This is a genomic window from Microbacterium sp. HD4P20, assembly GCF_019449275.2.
In the GTDB taxonomy this organism is placed as follows: Bacteria; Actinomycetota; Actinomycetes; order Actinomycetales; family Microbacteriaceae; genus Microbacterium.
This window is the reverse complement of record NZ_JAHZQZ020000011.1, coordinates 157288-173411: the sequence shown is the minus strand read 5'-3', so window position 1 is coordinate 173411 and position 16124 is coordinate 157288. Positions and strand designations below refer to the sequence as shown.

Annotated in this window: 16 protein-coding genes; 9 read left to right on the top strand and 7 right to left on the bottom strand. The window is 69.9% G+C overall.

The window, feature by feature from the left end:
• Window positions 1–341: 341 nt before the first annotated feature.
• Window positions 342–1100, bottom strand: coding sequence for an IclR family transcriptional regulator (locus tag K0817_RS03935; RefSeq protein WP_219980065.1), 759 nt, complete (start codon window positions 1098–1100; stop codon window positions 342–344).
• Between the two features lie 67 nt (window positions 1101–1167).
• Here K0817_RS03935 and K0817_RS03930 point away from each other — a divergent pair, with 67 nt between their 5' ends.
• Window positions 1168–1920: an IclR family transcriptional regulator gene (locus K0817_RS03930; protein WP_219980064.1), complete on the top strand. Its 753-nt coding sequence runs from the start codon at window positions 1168–1170 to the stop codon at window positions 1918–1920.
• 500 nt (window positions 1921–2420) lie between these two features.
• Window positions 2421–3605, top strand: coding sequence for a 4-hydroxybenzoate 3-monooxygenase (locus tag K0817_RS03925; protein ID WP_219980063.1), 1185 nt, complete (start codon window positions 2421–2423; stop codon window positions 3603–3605).
• Between the two features lie 97 nt (window positions 3606–3702).
• On the opposite strand, the gene K0817_RS03920 is transcribed toward K0817_RS03925, so the two are convergent.
• Entirely contained in the window at window positions 3703–4905 is a 1203-nt protein-coding gene (locus K0817_RS03920) for a CynX/NimT family MFS transporter (RefSeq protein ID WP_219980062.1), read from the bottom strand.
• Window positions 4906–5006: 101 nt separating this feature from the next.
• On the opposite strand from K0817_RS03920, the gene K0817_RS03915 reads away from it, so the two are divergent.
• Window positions 5007–6236, top strand: a complete 1230-nt coding sequence (locus tag K0817_RS03915) for an MFS transporter (RefSeq protein ID WP_253735161.1) — start codon at window positions 5007–5009, stop codon at window positions 6234–6236.
• Window positions 6237–6339: 103 nt separating this feature from the next.
• On the opposite strand, the gene K0817_RS03910 is transcribed toward K0817_RS03915, so the two are convergent.
• Window positions 6340–6801, bottom strand: coding sequence for a MarR family winged helix-turn-helix transcriptional regulator (locus tag K0817_RS03910; protein ID WP_219980061.1), 462 nt, complete (start codon window positions 6799–6801; stop codon window positions 6340–6342).
• A gap of 135 nt (window positions 6802–6936) precedes the next feature.
• Between K0817_RS03910 and K0817_RS03905 the strand changes: the two genes are divergently transcribed.
• The 6 genes from K0817_RS03905 to K0817_RS03880 all read left to right on the top strand — a co-directional run bounded on the left by K0817_RS03905 (window position 6937) and on the right by K0817_RS03880 (window position 12595).
• A complete protein-coding gene (locus K0817_RS03905; RefSeq protein ID WP_219980060.1) occupies window positions 6937–7860 on the top strand; it encodes an SDR family NAD(P)-dependent oxidoreductase in 924 nt (307 codons plus the stop codon).
• Between the two features lies 1 nt (window position 7861).
• Window positions 7862–8779, top strand: a complete 918-nt coding sequence (locus K0817_RS03900) for an amidohydrolase family protein (protein WP_219980059.1) — start codon at window positions 7862–7864, stop codon at window positions 8777–8779.
• A 9-nt stretch (window positions 8780–8788) separates the two neighbouring features.
• A complete protein-coding gene (locus K0817_RS03895; protein ID WP_219980058.1) occupies window positions 8789–9241 on the top strand; it encodes a MaoC family dehydratase in 453 nt (150 codons plus the stop codon).
• 41 nt (window positions 9242–9282) lie between these two features.
• Window positions 9283–10806 carry an o-succinylbenzoate--CoA ligase gene (gene menE / locus K0817_RS03890; RefSeq protein WP_219980057.1) on the top strand — a complete coding sequence of 508 codons (1524 nt, stop codon included), beginning with the start codon at window positions 9283–9285 and terminating at the stop codon, window positions 10804–10806.
• A 118-nt stretch (window positions 10807–10924) separates the two neighbouring features.
• Window positions 10925–11965 (top strand): alpha/beta fold hydrolase, encoded by a 1041-nt coding sequence (locus K0817_RS03885; RefSeq protein ID WP_219980869.1) that lies wholly within the window; start codon window positions 10925–10927, stop codon window positions 11963–11965.
• A 66-nt stretch (window positions 11966–12031) separates the two neighbouring features.
• On the top strand, window positions 12032–12595 hold the full coding sequence (locus K0817_RS03880) for a TetR/AcrR family transcriptional regulator (protein ID WP_219980056.1): 564 nt from the start codon (window positions 12032–12034) through the stop codon (window positions 12593–12595).
• Between the two features lie 116 nt (window positions 12596–12711).
• On the opposite strand, the gene K0817_RS03875 is transcribed toward K0817_RS03880, so the two are convergent.
• The 4 genes from K0817_RS03875 to K0817_RS03860 are packed head-to-tail and all read right to left on the bottom strand — an operon-like array spanning window position 12712 to window position 16112.
• Complete coding sequence (locus K0817_RS03875) at window positions 12712–13560, bottom strand: PaaX family transcriptional regulator C-terminal domain-containing protein (protein ID WP_219980055.1); 849 nt, start codon at window positions 13558–13560, stop codon at window positions 12712–12714.
• A complete protein-coding gene (locus K0817_RS03870) occupies window positions 13557–14360 on the bottom strand; it encodes an ABC transporter ATP-binding protein (RefSeq protein ID WP_219980054.1) in 804 nt (267 codons plus the stop codon). Before K0817_RS03870 ends, K0817_RS03875 begins: the two co-directional genes overlap by 4 nt.
• Complete coding sequence (locus K0817_RS03865) at window positions 14353–15177, bottom strand: ABC transporter permease (RefSeq protein ID WP_219980053.1); 825 nt, start codon at window positions 15175–15177, stop codon at window positions 14353–14355. The genes K0817_RS03870 and K0817_RS03865 overlap by 8 nt, the downstream gene beginning before the upstream one ends.
• Window positions 15174–16112, bottom strand: coding sequence for an ABC transporter permease (locus K0817_RS03860; protein WP_253735160.1), 939 nt, complete (start codon window positions 16110–16112; stop codon window positions 15174–15176). The genes K0817_RS03865 and K0817_RS03860 overlap by 4 nt, the downstream gene beginning before the upstream one ends.
• Window positions 16113–16124 lie beyond the last annotated feature (12 nt).

Sequence of the window (16124 nt, the reverse complement as noted above, 5' to 3'; positions counted from 1 at the left end):
ACGCACGTGTTCGCTGCGGAACGGTCCTGACCAGCGTGACACCGCGACCCGCCCGTCGCGCGGAGGATTCCCACCCAGTGGGAATGCCCCCGCATCCTCTCTCCCTCCCCCGCATCCTCATGTCCCTCCCTCCCCGCGTCCCCTCTCCCCCGCGTCCTCATGCCCCTCCCTCGCCGCGTCCTCATGCCCCTCCCCCGCCGACCATGTGGGTTCTGCGCCGACCATGTGGGTTCTGCGCCGACCATGTCGACATGCTCGGCGCGAAACCCACATGCTCGCGAGAAAACCCACATGCTCGGCGAAAAGGATGCGGGAGGGATGCGGAAGAAATGCGGGAGGGGTCAGGGCAGGCGCAGGTCGTGGTGGAGGTCCTTCGCGGCCTGCACCACGAGGGGCCCCAGCCGGCGCTCGTCGGCGCGCTCCAGGTGCACGACGAGACCCACCGCGGTGGGCGGCAACCCCTCGACCCGCGGCAGCGCGGCGGCCACCGACACGTTGCCGAGCGTCATCTCCTCGCGGGTCGTGGCGAACCCCAGCGCGCGGGTGCGCGCGATGTCGGCGCGCAGCCTCGCTTCGGTGGTGATGGAGTGCACGGTCTCGCGTTCGAGCGGCGCGCGGAAGTAGCGCTCGAGCCACGGCTCGTCGCGCGTGGCCAGCAGTGCCTTGCCGACTCCAGTCGTGTGCAGGGGTCCGCGGCCGCCCATCCGGCTCAGCGTCGGTATGGACTGCCGGCCCGTGAGCCGACCGACGTACAGGGCACTCGTGGTCTCGGGGGTGGCACCGTCGAGCACCGCCAGATGGACGTTCTCGCCCGTCGCCTCGTACAGCCGCACCATATGCGGCAGGGCGGTCTCACGCAGCCGCAGCGACAGTGGCGACAGCTCGCCGAGCTCCCACAGCCGCGGGCCGATCGCGTACGTGTGGGCGGGTCCCCGCGACAGCAGACCCTCGGCGACGAGGGTCGCGAGCAGGCGATGGAGCGTCGAGGACGCGAGCCCCGTCCGCTGGGCGAGCGTCGCCGCCGTCACGGCCGGCTCGTCGTCGCTGAAGCATCCGAGCACACGGAGCGTCCGCTCCAGCACGCCTTCGCCCTCGCCCATGGCTCCTCCCCGTGCAGGCTACCCGTCCCGCGGGCGCGGGCGGGCCGCGGCGTGGCACAGTGGGCGCATGGCCAACTCGCCCTCCGGCGATTCGATGACCGACCGCCTGGTGCGCGTGCTCGAGACGTTCACCGCCGAGCGGTCGATGCAGACGGCGTCCGAGATCGGGCGCCGGGCGGGCCTGCCGTCATCGACCGCGCACCGGATCGTCGATGAGCTCGTCGCGGCAGGACTGCTCGAGCGCGACGAGGACCGCCGTGTGCACCTCGGCATGCGGCTGTGGGAACTGGCGCTCCGCGGGTCGACGGCGCTGCGGCTGCGGCAGGCGGCGCTCCCTCATATGGAGCGGGTGCAGGCGCTGATCCGCGAGCACACTCAGCTCGCGGTGCTCGAGCAGGGCGAGGCGCTCTTCCTCGAACGCCTCTCGCACCCCGATGCCGGCGCCAACATCACGCGCATCGCCGGCCGGCTGCCGCTGCACGCTTCGTCGTCGGGCATCGTCCTGCTCGCCCACGCGCCGGGCGAGCTGCGCGACCGGGTGCTCGCCGGCCCCCTGCGCGCCGTCTCGCACGAGACGGTGACGGATGCCGCAAGCCTGCGTCGCATCCTCGCCGAGGTGCGCCGCACCGGCGTCGCCGTCGCGCCCGGCTGGATCGAGTCCGTCTCGACCGGCGTGGCGGTGCCGCTCCGCGATGCGGGCGAGGTGGTGGCGGCGCTGTCGATCGTGCTGCCCCGCGACACGCCGCCCGAGCCGGCGATCGCCGCCCTGCGGGTCGCCGCCGGCGAGATCGAACAGGCGCTCCGCGCCGACCGCCGCTGACCCGAGCGAGCGCGCACCTCGTGCCGGGGCATCCGTGTTCCGCCCCTCGTGCTTGCACCGCGATCCGCCGCTCATCCCCGCCCCTCCGCCCATCCGCTCATCCGCCCATCCGCCCACAGAATCGGATCCGCAGGTGCGGACGTCCGCCCCGACACGCCGCGGGTCGACCGTCCACTGCGGCGAGTCGGCCGCCGGGTCCGCACCTGCGGATCCGCACCTGCGGATCCGATTCGAGGGAAGGGATACGACACAGGCACGAACCGAGGGAAGGGATACGACACAGGCACGAACCGAGCGAAGGGATACGACACAGGCACGAACCGAGCGAAGGGATACGACACAGGCACGAACCGAGCGAAGGGATACGACACAGGCACGAACCGAGGGAAGGGATGCGGCAGAGGCACGTAATCCTCCCGATGAACGGGAATCTGCCCACAGCATCCAGAACCGCGCGGCACACTGGGCGGCAGCATCCGTATTCCGTCGAAGGAGACGCCATGACAACGATCCGCACCCGCGTCGCCATCGTCGGCGCCGGACCCGCCGGGCTGCTGCTGTCGCACCTGCTCGGCATCGCCGGCATCGAGTCCGTCGTCATCGACCAGCGCACGCGCGACGAGATCGAGACCACCATTCGTGCGGGCATCCTCGAGCAGGGCACGGTCGAGATCCTGGACTCGTCTGGGGCCTCGAGCCGGGTTCGCGCGGTCGGCAACCGCCACGACGGCATCGAGCTGCGCTTCGCCGGCGCGGGGCACCGCATCGATTTCGCGAGCCTCGTGGGCCGCGGCGTGTGGCTCTACCCGCAGCACGAGGTGCTGAAAGACCTCATCGCGGTGCGCCTGGGCAAGGGCCAGGACCTGCGCTTCGGAGTGACCGCCGAGCGGGTCGAGGACGCGGCATCCGCTCGCCCGCGAGTCATCGCGACGGATGCCGAGGGCGACCGTCTCGAGATCGAGGCCGATTTCGTGGTCGGCGCCGACGGGTCGCGCAGCGTCGTGCGCGAGGCGGTCACCGGCTCATCGACGGGCGGGTACTACCGCGAGTATCCGTTCGCGTGGTTCGGGATACTGTGCGAGGCGCCGCCGAGCGCCGACGAGCTCATCTACTCGAACTCGCCCAACGGATTCGCCTTGATCAGTCAGCGCAGCGCCACGGTGCAGCGCATGTATTTCCAGTGCGATCCGGATGCCGATCCCGACGCCCTCACCGAAGAGCAACTGTGGCAGCAGCTTCAGGCGCGCGTGCCTGGCACGACGCTGAAGGAGGGGCCGATCTTCCAGCGCGACGTGCTGCGGTTCCGCAGCTTCGTCGCGCACGAGCTGCTGCGCGGCCGCGTCGCTCTCATCGGGGACGCGGCGCACACGGTGCCGCCGACCGGCGCGAAGGGCATGAATCTCGCCGTCGCGGACGTCATCGTGCTCGAGCGTGCGCTGCGTGCGCTGCTGCTCGATGGCGACCAGCGGCTGCTCGAGGCGTTCCCCGAGACCGCCCGGCACCGCATCTGGAAGGCGCAGCACTTCTCGTGGTGGATGACGAACATGCTGCATGTCGCGCCGGACGCCTCCGACTTCGACCGGCAGCGGCAGCTGGGCGAGCTGCGCTCGGTCGTGGAATCCGAGGCCGGCCGCACCTACCTCGCCGAGGCGTACACCGGCTGGCCGCTCGAGGGCCTCGCCTGACGTCCGGCGGCCGTCACCGCGCCGCCGCTGCGGCACCACGCCGTCACGGCCGCCGTCACCGCGCCGCCGCTGCGGCACCACGCCGTCATCGCCGCCGTCACCGCGCCGCCGCGCGCGACAGCGGCCGCGCGGACGCCCATCCGGCCACGAGCAACGCCAGCACCGCCGCCAGCAAGACGAGCAGGGGCGCCGCCCACGACCCCGTCGACTCGTGCAGCATCCCGAGCACGATGGGTCCGCTCGCGCCGCCCGCGTAGCCGACTGCCTGCACGGTGCCCGAGCGCCCGGCGACGGCGCGGTCATCTCCACCGAGGGCGTTCAGCATGATGAACACCCACGTGATGCCGGCGCCCTGCGCGAGGCCGCCGACGACGCACCACATCAGCCACGCGCCCGGCGAGAAGAGGAAGCCCAGAGGGATGGCGAGCCACGCGACGCCGAGCACGATCGCACTGGTCGCCAGCGAGGTCCGGTGGGCGAGCAGCGGGATCCCGAGTGCGCCCGCGATGCCCGCCAGCTGGAAGACGGATGCCACGGCCCCGGCCTGCGCCGCCGGCATCCCATCGTCCATCAAGAGCGAGGGCAGCCACGCCGTGGTCGCATAGAAGGCGAAGGCCTGCCCGGCGAATGCCACCGCGAGGAACCAGGTGGTCGGCGCCCACGCCGCCGACCGGGCTGCGCCGTCCGCATCGGCGGCCTGCGGCGCGGGCGCCGGCGCGAGTGCGCGCAGACCGTGCGTCCCGATCCATGTCGCGAGTGCAGCAAGACCGAACCCGCCCCACACCGCGAGCGCGACGCGCCAATCCGTCGCCGCGGCCAACGGCGCGGTGGCGAGCGTGACGACCATCGTGCCGACGTTGATTGCCGAGGTGTAGACACCCGTCATGAAGGGCACCCGTGCGGGCGGGTACTCGCGCTTGATGATGATCGGCACCACGACGTTGCCGACGGTGAGGAAGAGGCCGATCATCGCCGTGCCGACCATCGCCGCCGTCAATCCGCCGAGCGAGCGGACGAGGCACCCCGCCACCGAACCTGCCAGGGCGATCGTGAGGGCGAGATCGGCGCCGCACCGGCGGATCAGGGCCACCGCCAGCGGCGCACACACCGCGAAGGCCAGCACCGGGATGCTCGTGAGCAGCCCCACGGTGCCCGCGGTGACGGCGAGGTCGTCCTGCACCTCGCGGGCGACGGGCGCGACCGCGACGATCGGTGATCGCAGGACGGCCGCGGTGAGGAGGATTGTGAGTGTCACCCCGACCGCGTGCCACGACCGCGGGGCACGGGTCGACGATCGCATCGCGCCAGGCTACCGAGCGCGGAGACGGGTGGTGAGGCGCATTGCCGCTCAGCGAGAACGGGGGACGACGCGGCCAGAGGCTCGGTTATAGTCCGGTGACCATGGCTTCACCGTCGCCGATGACTCCCCCGCGGTCCGCATCGCGGTCGACGTCCGTCGTGCTGCTGATCGCGGCGGTGTGCCTGGTCGCAGCGAACATGCGGCCCACCATCACGGGTCTCGGCCCGCTCCTCGACCAGATCGGCGCCGACACCGGCCTGTCGATCGCGGTCCTCGGGGTTCTCGCCGCCGTGCCGCTCATCGCGTGGGCGCTGTTCTCGCCGCTCGCGCACACGCTGAGCCGCCGGTTCGGGCAGCCGCGTGTGCTGCTCGGGTCGCTCCTCGTGCTCTTGGCAGGCACTCTCGTCCGCTCGCTGCCCGGGCCGGTGCTGAGCCTCTGGATCGGCACCGCGGTGATCGGCCTCGGCATCGCGCTGATCAACGTGCTGATGCCCGCCGTGGTCAAGCGCGAATTCTCCGGCCATGTGCGTGGGGTTACCGCGCTCTACACGGCGCTGCTGGCCGGGTTCGGCGCGATCTCGTCGGGCGTCGTCGTCCCGATTTCGCATATCGACCTCGGCGGCGGTCCCGCCGGCTGGCGCTTCGCGTTGCTCGTGACGGGCGGCATCCTGCTCCCCCTCGCGATCGCGGCCTGGTGGTGGGCGCACCGCGGCGCCCGCCATGCGCACGTGCGCGAGACGACCCAGCACGGCCGCACCGGCATCTGGGCCGACCCGGTCGCGTGGCTGGTGGCTGCGTACATGGGGTTGCAGGCGGCGATGTTCTACATGCTCGTGACCTGGCTCGCCGCGATCTCGATGTCGACCGGGCGCTCGGAGGTCGTGGCCGGGATCGACGTCATGGTCTACCAGCTGTTCTCGCTCGCCGGCTGTCTGGCGCTTCCGCTGATCCTTCGCGGCCGGGTGGAGCGGTTCGCGCCGGCCCTGATCCCGTCGCTGGCGATCCTCGGCGTGATCGGCCTCATGCTCGTACCGGACGCGGTCGCCTTCTGGGCCTCGCTCATCGGACTGTCGTCGGGGGCGACCCTCGGCATGTCCCTCACGCTCATGGCCCAGCGGGCACGCGACCACGACGCCTCGGCGGCCCTGTCGGGCATGTCGCAGTCGGTCGGGTATGTCATCGCCGCGACCGGGCCGGTCGCCTTCGGTTGGCTCCATACCCTCACCGACGGATGGATCGCACCGCTTGCACTCCTTCTCGGGGTGCTCGTGCTGCTCACCTTCGTCGGGGTCTTCGCCGGCCGCGAGCGGTTCGTCCTCGACCGTGGGTAGTCAGGGACGGATGCTGCGGCCGCCGCGCTTCGGGGGGCACATTTCGCGGGGTCGAGCGCCGCGATCCCGCGTGTCGTGACACCCGAAACGCTCCCCGAGAGGCTCAGGCCTCGGGGAAGGCCAGGGTGCGCAGCAGGTCGGTGAGGGTCTGACGCTCGTCGTCCGAGAGGTGTGCGTGAACCTGCTCCTCGGCGGACCTCGCGGAATCTCGCGCGGCGAGCGCGAGCGCACGGCCGGCGTCCGTGGCCACGACGACGTTCGCACGGCGGTCGACCGGGTCAGGCCGGCGCTCCACGAGCCCGCGCGACTGGAGGTCGTCTACGAGGCTGACGACCTGGCTCGGGTCCAGCCGGAGGAACTCGGCGAGCTCGCGCTGCGAAGGGCCGGCGCCGTCGGCCGCGAGCGAGAGCACGGAATACGAACGCGCCTTCAACCCGTGCTCGGCGAGAGCCGCGTTGCCCGCGGCCAGCGCGATCGCATTCGCTCGGGCGAGCAGGAAGCTCATGTCGTCGGTCAGGGTCGAGGCACGCAGGCCGGCCGCGACGACATCGACGGGTTTCGGCATGGACAGATCGTAGCCCACTTCGTGGATGAAGCAAACGATTGACAATCTCAATCATTCCGGCTTCAATAGGCACGCAGGCACGACGCGCACGTCGGCAGGACACAAGCACGTCGGCAGGACACAAGGGAGTCACGCATGTCACTCGAAGGCAAAGTCGCCATCGTCACCGGCTCGGGCCGTGGCCTGGGCCTGGCCTACGCGCAGGAGCTCGCCCGCCAGGGGGCCGCGGTCGTCGTCAACGACGTCGACCAGGCGACCGCCGCCGACGCGGTCGCGTCGATCGAATCCGCGGGCGGCAAGGCCGTCGCGGTGGTCGCGCCGGTCGGCTCCACCGAGACGGCGAAGCAACTTGTCCAGACCGCCGTCGACACGTACGGGCGCCTGGACATCCTCGTCACCAACGCCGGCGTCCTGCGCGACACGGTGCTGTGGAAGATGAGCGACGACGACTTCGACACGGTCATCAACGTGCATCTGCGCGGCACCTTCACGTGCGTGCGCGAGGCGGCGACCTACATGCGCGCCAACGAGATCGCGGGGCGCATCATCTGCATCGGCTCCCCCACCGGGCAGCGCGGCAACTTCGGCCAGACCAACTACGCCGCCGCCAAGGCCGGCATCGTGGGCATGGTCCGCACGTGGGCCCTCGAGCTGAAGAAGGCCGGCATCACCGCCAACGCCGTCATCCCGGTCGCCGCGACGGCGATGACGGCGACCGTCCCCTACTTCGCCGCCGCGGTCGAGGCCGATCAGAAGGGCGAGCCGATGCCCGCGTTCTTCCGCCACGACCTCGGGTTCGGGACGTCGGACGATGTCGCGGGACTCATCGCGTATCTCGCGTCGGATGCTGCCGCCTCCGTCACCGGTCAGGCCATCGGCATCGGCGGCGACCGGCTGCAGCTGTGGTCACACCCCGAGGCCGTTGCCACCGCCTACCACGACGGCGGCTGGTCCTACGAGGCCCTCACCGCCGGATTCACCGACGCCGTCGGCGACTTGCAGACCGTCGGCGAGAAGTTCCCGCCGCTGCCCGAAGACCTCCAGCGCCCGGCATCCTGACATGACACGGTACGAACCGGCCATCGACCTCGATGCGATCGAGGCGATCGACGTGCACGTGCACGTCGAGGTCGACGGGCACGGCCACGCGTCGCTGCCCGACGACCTGACGGCGGCGGCGGCGAAGTACTTCTCGACCGACGGGCCGAACCCCGACCTCGACTCGATCGCCGCGTACTATCGGGAGCGCCGCATGGCGGCGGTGGTGATCACCGTCGACGCCGAGACCCAGCTCGGGCATGTACCGATCTCGAGCGCCGAGATCGCTGAGGGCGCCGCGCGCAACAACGACGTGCTCATCCCGTTCGGCTCGGTCGATCCCCGCAAGGAGTCGGCGATCGACGATGCCCGTCGCCTCATCGAAGACAGCGGCGTGCGCGGCTTCAAGTTCCATCCCACCGTCCAGGGTTTCGACCCCTCTGACGAAGCGCATTTCCCGCTCTATGACGCGCTGCAGCAGGCAGGCGTCGTCGCGCTCTTCCACACCGGTCAGACCGGGATCGGCGCCGGCATGCCCGGCGGGCGGGGCTTTCTGCTCGGGCTGTCGAACCCGATGCTGCTCGACCCGGTCGCGGCGCGTTTTCCCGAGTTGCAGATCATCATGGCCCACCCCTCGGTCCCGTGGCAGGACGAGGCGCTCTCGGTGGCGACCCACAAGCACAACACCTGGATCGACCTCTCGGGCTGGAGCCCCAAGTACTTCCCCGAACAGCTCGTGCGCGCCGCCAACTCCTACCTCAAGAGCCGCGTGCTGTTCGGCTCCGACTTCCCGCTGCTCACCCCAGACCGGTGGCTGCGCGACGTCGAGCAGACGGCCCTCAAGCCCGAGGTCATGCCCGGGATCCTCAAGGCCAACGCCGGCCGGCTGCTCGGGCTGACGGCATCCCCCACCCCTGAAGGCTCACGCCCCACACAGTAAGGACACCCCATGACCACCACCGTCGCCTACGCCGACGTCGCCGGAATGGCCGGAACCGACCTCGGCTGGTCGGAATGGCTCGAGGTCACGCAGGACCGCGTGAACCTCTTCGCCGACGCCACCGACGACCACCAGTGGATCCACGTCGACCCCGAGCGCGCCGCATCCGGCCCGTTCGGCGGCGCGATCGCGCACGGCTACCTGTCACTGTCGCTCACCGTGAAGTTCTGGTCGGAGCTGTTCGATGTGACCGGCGTCGGAACCAAGGTCAACTACGGGCTCGACAAGGTGCGCTTCGTCTCGCCGGTCAAGGTGGGCGCACGCGTGCGGATGAACGCCGTGATCGCCGAGGTCACCGAGGTGCGCGGCGGTTACCAGTTCGCCGTCGACCAGACCATCGAGATCGAGGGCGCCGACAAGCCCGCGGTCGTGGCGCGCGGGCTGTACCGCTTCTACGCCTGACCAACCGTCGCTCGCGCCTCGAGGGAGAGGATCCCGCAACGATGCACAACAAGGGACTGGGTTTCTGGCTCGCCAAACGGCGGCTGCGCAACCCCGACAAGACCGCCGTCATCTTCGGCGGCGCCCAGCTGACGTATCGGCAGTTCGCGGATGCCGCGGACCGTGTCTCGGCGGTGCTCCGCGATCGCGGCATCGGCAAGGGCGACGCGGTGGCCTACATCGGCGAGAACAGCCCGCAGTTCCTGCAGGTCATGTTCGCGGCGGCGCAGCTGGGCGCCGTGTTCGTGCCGATCAACACCCGGCTCGCCGCCCCCGAGATGCAGCACGTGCTGGTGGACTCCGGCGCTCGCACGCTGGTTCTCGACCCGGAGTTCCTCGACCGCGCGATGCCGGGCGTCGAGGCCGGGCGGGTCGCGGAGGTCATCGTCACCGGTGAGGGCGTCCCCGAGAACCCGGGCCTCGCGCGGCTGGTGGCCGAGGCGCCCGCCGGCCATACCGTGGTCGATGTCGACCTCGACGACCCGGCCGCGATCATCTACACCTCCGGCACCACCGGCCGCCCCAAGGGCGCCGTGCTGACCCACGGCAACCTCACGTGGGTCGCGATGAACTGCGTCGTGGACTACGACGTGGTCTCGACCGACGTGTCGCTCATGATCTCGCCGCTCTTCCATGTCGCATCGCTCGGGATGGGCGCCCTGCCGGTCATCCTGAAAGGCGCGACACTCGTGCTCGAGAAGGGCTTCGAGCCCGGCCGCGCCCTCGGGCTGATCCAGCAGCACGGGATCACGATGCTCAGCGGCGTGCCGACGACGTACCAGATGATGGCCGACCATCCCGACTGGGCGGGTACTGATCTCTCGACGCTGCAGAAGCTCACGTGCGGCGGATCCGCGGTGCCCACACGCATCCTGAACGCCTATGAAGAGCGCGGTCTGTCGTTCTCGCAGGGATACGGCATGACCGAGACCTCCCCGGGGGCGACGTCGCTGTCTGCCGCGATGACCCGTGAGAAGCAGGGCAGCGTCGGCCTGCCGCACTTCTTCACCGAGGTGCGGATCGCCGACGAGAAGGGCGACCCGGTTGCGCCCGGCACCGTGGGCGAGATCGAGATCACGGGCCCCAACGTCTTCCTCGGCTATCACGGTCTGCCGGACGCGACCGCCGAGGCGTTCACCGACGACGGCTGGTTCCGGTCCGGCGACCTCGGATACCTCGATGCCGACGGCTACCTGTACATCGCCGACCGGCTGAAGGACATGATCATCTCGGGCGGCGAGAACATCTACCCCGCCGAAGTGGAGAACCTCATCTCCGACATCGAGGGCATCTCGGGCGTCGCGGTCGTGGGCGTGCCCGACGACCGGTGGGGCGAGGTGCCGTGGGCGGTCGTCACGCTCAACGAGGGCGCCGACGTCGACACCGAGAAGGTCCGCTCGCACCTGGACGGACTGCTCGCGCGCTACAAGCTGCCCAAGAACGTCGTGGTGGTCGAGGACTTGCCGCGCACGGCCTCGGGCAAGGTCCGCAAGGCCGACCTGCGGGCCCGCTTCACGCGGGGCTGAGCAGACTCCGCCGCCGAGCGCGGCGACTTCGAGACGCTGCCGCGCTTGGAGGTTCCGGCCGTCCAGCGAAGCTGGCAGCCCTGTGGACTCTATTAACCTCGTGGTTAGTATACTAACCATGAGGTTAATCGAACGGACTCCCCACACCACCCGAACCGGAGGCGACGGGCCCGACCGCCCGCGCCGCAGGCCCGTTCTGCGAAGTCTGCTCGTCGTCGCGTTCGGTGTCGCCGCGTTCATCGCCGGCATGCTTGCCGCTTCCGGTCATGCCGATGTCGGTCAATTCGCATCGCGCGACGGACAGCGCGCATACATCGCGGCCTATGAGGAAGCGCTGGCAGAGGCCCCTCGACCACCCGACGCGCAGGAAGACGTGCGCACCACTTTCGGTGTGGTGCGGATGCTGCGCTGGGACGCTGCACACGAAAGTGACCCAGCGCCAGACCCACTCGTCCTGCTGCCGGGCACCCAGTCCGGCGCTCCGGTGTGGGTGGACAACATCGCGAGCCTGGCCGCCACTCGTGCTGTCTATGTCGTCGACCTGCTCGGGCAGCCAGGGCGGAGCGTGCAGGGGGTGCCGGTGACCTCCGCCGCGGAGGATGCCGCGTGGCTCGCCGAGGCTCTCGAGGCGATCGATGGCCCCAAGCACGTCCTCGGTCACTCAATCGGCGGGTGGATCGCGATGAACCTCGCGATCCACGAGCCCGACGCGGCGTCCAGCATCACCGTGCTCGATCCTGTCCAGACCTTCGGCGACCTTTCGATGGAAGCAGTCGTCCGCTCCATCCCCGCATCTCTCCCTTGGCTGCCGCGATCGTGGCGCGAGGACTTCGCCAGCTGGACCGCCAACGGCGCCGCGGTGGAGGACGAACCAGTGGCAGACATGATCGAGGCGGCCATGCAGAACTACCGCCTGGGCAGCCCCCCACCGGCGCGGTTCTCCGACGAGCAGCTCGCCGGCGTGCGGCTTCCGGTTCTGGTGATCATGGCGGGCGCGTCGGTCATGCACGACTCACGGGCCGCCGCGGAGGTCGCCGAACGCACGCTCGTCGACGGAACCGTGGAAGTGTACGACGACGCCTCGCACGCGATCACCGGGGAAGAGCCGCAGCGAGTCGCCGACGATGTGAACGCCTTTCTGAACGCCCTGCAAGACTGAAGCATGCCCACCAGACCGCGCCGGATTCGAGACGCATCGGGTCGCACCCCTACCCCCGCCGAGGTCATGCGGAGATCCCAGATCCTCGACGCGACCATCGCCGTGATCGCGGAGCACGGAGCGGCCGGATTGTCGCTCCAGTCCGTCGCAGACGTGGTGGGTATCACGAAGGCGGCGGTGATCTACCACGTGGGCACGAAGCAGCAGCTGGTCAAAGAGACGTACGAGCACGTGCTCGCCCGGTACATCGATCACATCGCCCGCGAGGTCGACGCCGCACCCGATCCTCGCTCGGCGGTGGTCGCCTACCTTCGCGCGCAGACGGCCTGGTTGCAGAGCAACCGCGACAGCGCCCGTCTCATCGTCGAGGCACTCGCCACCTCCGACGCCGGCATCGAGGACGCACCCCACTCGCCGCGGCGCCACGACGCCTTGACCGCGATGCTCACCGAAGCGCTCGGGCTCGACGAAGGCGCGGCGCGGATTCGCGCCGTCGTTCTCGCGGGAGCGACGGATGCCGCTATCAGCGCGTGGCTCGACGACCCCGGCTTCGACGTGACCGCTGCCACGGAGGTGATCGAAGACATCGCGCTGATGGCGCCGGTCACTCCGCAGCCGGGATCGCGATGAGCTTGCCGCCGAGCTCGCCCGCCGCCGCCTTCTGGTGGATCGCCGGCAGTTCGCTCAGCAGTATGCGCTGATCGACGCCACCTGAGACCGAGCAGCCCGGCCTCGGCCGCGGCGAGTCAGCCGACGAGCGCGGCGAAGTCGCGCACCGCGGGGAAGGCGAACTCGCGGTGGCGGCGCGTGAACAGCTCGTACGAGTGGTCAGCGGGCCAGTCCTCGCCCATGTACTGCCGCGGCAGGCGCGGGTCGACGCGCAGCAGGGCGAGCCAGTCGGCCACGAGCAGCGTCCGCGTCGTGAGCGGCGGCAGATCGGATGCCGCATCCGCACGCTCCCAATGCGCGATGAATTCGTGATGGGCGTCGCGGATGCGCTCGATGTCCCACGCGGTCAGCACCGCCTCGGCCATCGGGAAGCCATCGAGCTCGGAGGCGGCGAACGCGTTGACCGACCCCGGCGGCAGGTCGGGGATGATCGCGGCGAGCGCCGTCGCCAGGTCGACCGAACCCGGAGCGATCCACAGCCCGTCTCGCAGCAGCGCGAAGCTGGACCACGTCAGAGCCGCGCGCAGGCGATGGCGCAGCGTGCGCATGTGCTCGGGAACACTGAACGTCACCAGCGTCCACCCTTCGCCCTGCGGTTCGAACGGGGTCGAGCCGTTGACACGGCCGGATGCCTCCCGCAGCACTTCGCTGCCGTGGGCGGTCAGCTCGAATCCGATCTCACGTCCCAACCGGCGCCGATCGAGCAATCCGCTGTGCACCATGCGGTCGAGATTCGTGCGCACCGCCGACGCCGCCACGCCCGCGCTCTCGAGCGCCCCGATGAGGACGCTGGCGCGCAGCGGCTCGAAGTACCGATCGCACACGTACTCACCGAAGAAGGCCAGCAGCAGCTGGCGCGGCTTGCGGGTGAGCACCGAGGTCTCGGCATCCGCCTCCCCCAGCGCCGAAGCGACCGACAGCGTCACGCCGCACCCGGGCGGACGGCTTCGCCACGTTTCGCGCGCTGGATCTGTTCGTAGACGTGGGTGCGCAGCTCGGTGAACCGGGGCAGGGCGCGGGTGGTGATCTGGTCGCGGTCTGGAGCCAGGTCGATGGGGAGGTCTTCCTGAACCCACGTCGGGGACTTCGACAGCACGATCACGCGCTGACCGAGGTACACCGACTCGTCGATGTCGTGCGTGACGAAGAGGATCGACATGCCGCGTTCGCGGTGCAGCGTGCGGACGAGGTCTTCCAGATCGGCACGGGTCTGCGCGTCCACGGCGGCGAAGGGCTCGTCCATGATGAGCACCTCGGGCTGGTAGGCCACGGCGCGGGCGATCGCCACGCGCTGCTGCATGCCTCCGGACAGCTGCCACGGGTAGCTGCGGGCGGCGTGTTCGAGGCCGACCGCGGTGAGCGCGTCGTCGATCAGTCGGTCGCGCTCGCCGCGGGTGAGCTTCTTGTGCTTCAGGGGCAGCTCGACGTTGCCGCGTACCGTCAGCCACGGGTACAGGCTGCGCCCGTACTCCTGGAACACCAGCGCCATGTTCGGCGGCGGCGCCGTGACGTGCTTGCCGTGCAGCTCGACCAGCCCGTCGGTGGGCTTCAGCAGCCCCGCGATGCATTTGAGCAGCGTGGTCTTGCCGCACCCCGAGGGGCCGACGATGCACACCAGCTCACCGGCATCCATCTGGAAGCTGATGTCGCCGATCGCCTCGACATTGCCCGTCGAGGACTCGTACACCTTGCGCAGGTGCTCGACGGTGAGAAGCGCTTCAGGCACGCTCGACCTCCTTGATTCCGTGGTACCAGCGCAGCACGCGCCGCTCGGCGAATCCGAAGATCACCGCGAGCAGCACGCCGATGAGGCCGAGCAGCACGATGCCGCTCCACATCTCGGCGATGAGGTAGTTGCGCTGGAAGTAGACGATCCGGTACCCGAGACCGGACGAGGAGAAGAACATCTCGGAGATGACCATCAGGATCAGGGCGATCGACAGGCACTGACGAACACCCGTCATGATCCGCGGGCTCGCCGACGGAAGGACGAGGTAGCGCAGCCGCTCGGCCGGAGTGATGGCAAACGAGTGCGCCGTCTCGGTCATGACCGAGTCGGTCGCCCGGACGCCCTCGATGGTGTTGAGCAGCACTGGCCAGACCGCGCCCGCGACCATCACCACGACCTTCATGGTGTCGTTTGCCCCGAGCAGCACCGCGACGATGGGGATCAGCACGGGCGGCGGCACCGCGCGGAAGAACTCGAAGATCGGCTCGAGCAGTTCGCGCAGCCACTGCACCAGGCCGATGACGACCCCCGCGGCGATGCCGATCGCGATGGCCAGCACGATGCTGATCGCCAGACGCCCGAGACTCGGCAGCACGTCGTCGAAGAACGCCGGCCCTACCCACGTGTCGATGAACGCATCGGCGATGACGAGGGGGCTGGGGAAGAACAGCGCGGGCGAGATCGACGACCAGACGCCCCAGATCACCAGCAGGATGATGGGCAGACCCAGCGCATAGGCGGTGTTCTCGGCGGCCTTCGCCCACGCTCGCGACCGGCGACGAGGGGTGATCACGGTACTCGTGTAGAGCGTCACAGGATCTCCTCCCCTCGCACCGACTGGTGCCATGACAGCGACCGGCGCTCGATCGCCCGGAACAGCAGGTTGACCAGCAGCCCGAGCATTCCGGTCACGATCACCAGCGCGTAGACCGTCGTCCATTGGCTGGCCTCGCGCGCGAACATGATCGCCCGCCCCAGCCCGGGAACGTTGATGAACATCTCGGCCGTGATCGCCAGGATCAGCGCGACCGTCGCAGCCAGCCGCAGGCCGGTCATGAGATACGGCAGCGCGGTGGGGAAGACGAGGTTGACGACGCGCGAGCCCCGTGAGAGGCCGAAGCTGCGCGCCGTGTCGCGGGCCACGGCATCCACATCCGCCACGCCGTACAGCACCTGGATGAACACCTGCCAGAAGCTCGCGAACACGATGATCAGCAACGCGGCCTGCAGCTGGTAGCCGAACATCAGGATCGCCAGCGGGATCAGCGCCACCGACGGGATCGGCCGCAGGAACTCCACCGTGGTGTGCGTCGCGCGCCGCAGGAACGGCACCAGGCCGATGATCGTGCCCAGCACGACTGCGAGCACGGTCGCGATCAGCAGACCGATACCCCACGAGGTCAGCGTGCGGCCCACATTGCGCCAGAACTCCAGATCCCGGAACTCCACGAACAGCTGCGCAATGGTCTCGGTCGCGGTCGGGAAGTACGTGGGATTCACGATCCCCAGCATCGGCAAGAGTTGCCAGATCACCAGGAACCCGACGATGCCGGCGATACCCAGCGCGAGCTTGCGCAGGCTGCGGTTGCGGCGTGCGGTCCGGCCGCGGGGCAGAGGCTCGGGCGTGGTGACGACGATCATCGGAGCGTCAGCGGTGGCCATGAAGGTCGATCCGTTCGGTATCGCTCCGTCGGGAGCGCGATCGAGGACAGCGAGCGAGGATGACGGGATGCCGGGGGGTCGCGGCATCCCGCCTCCTGG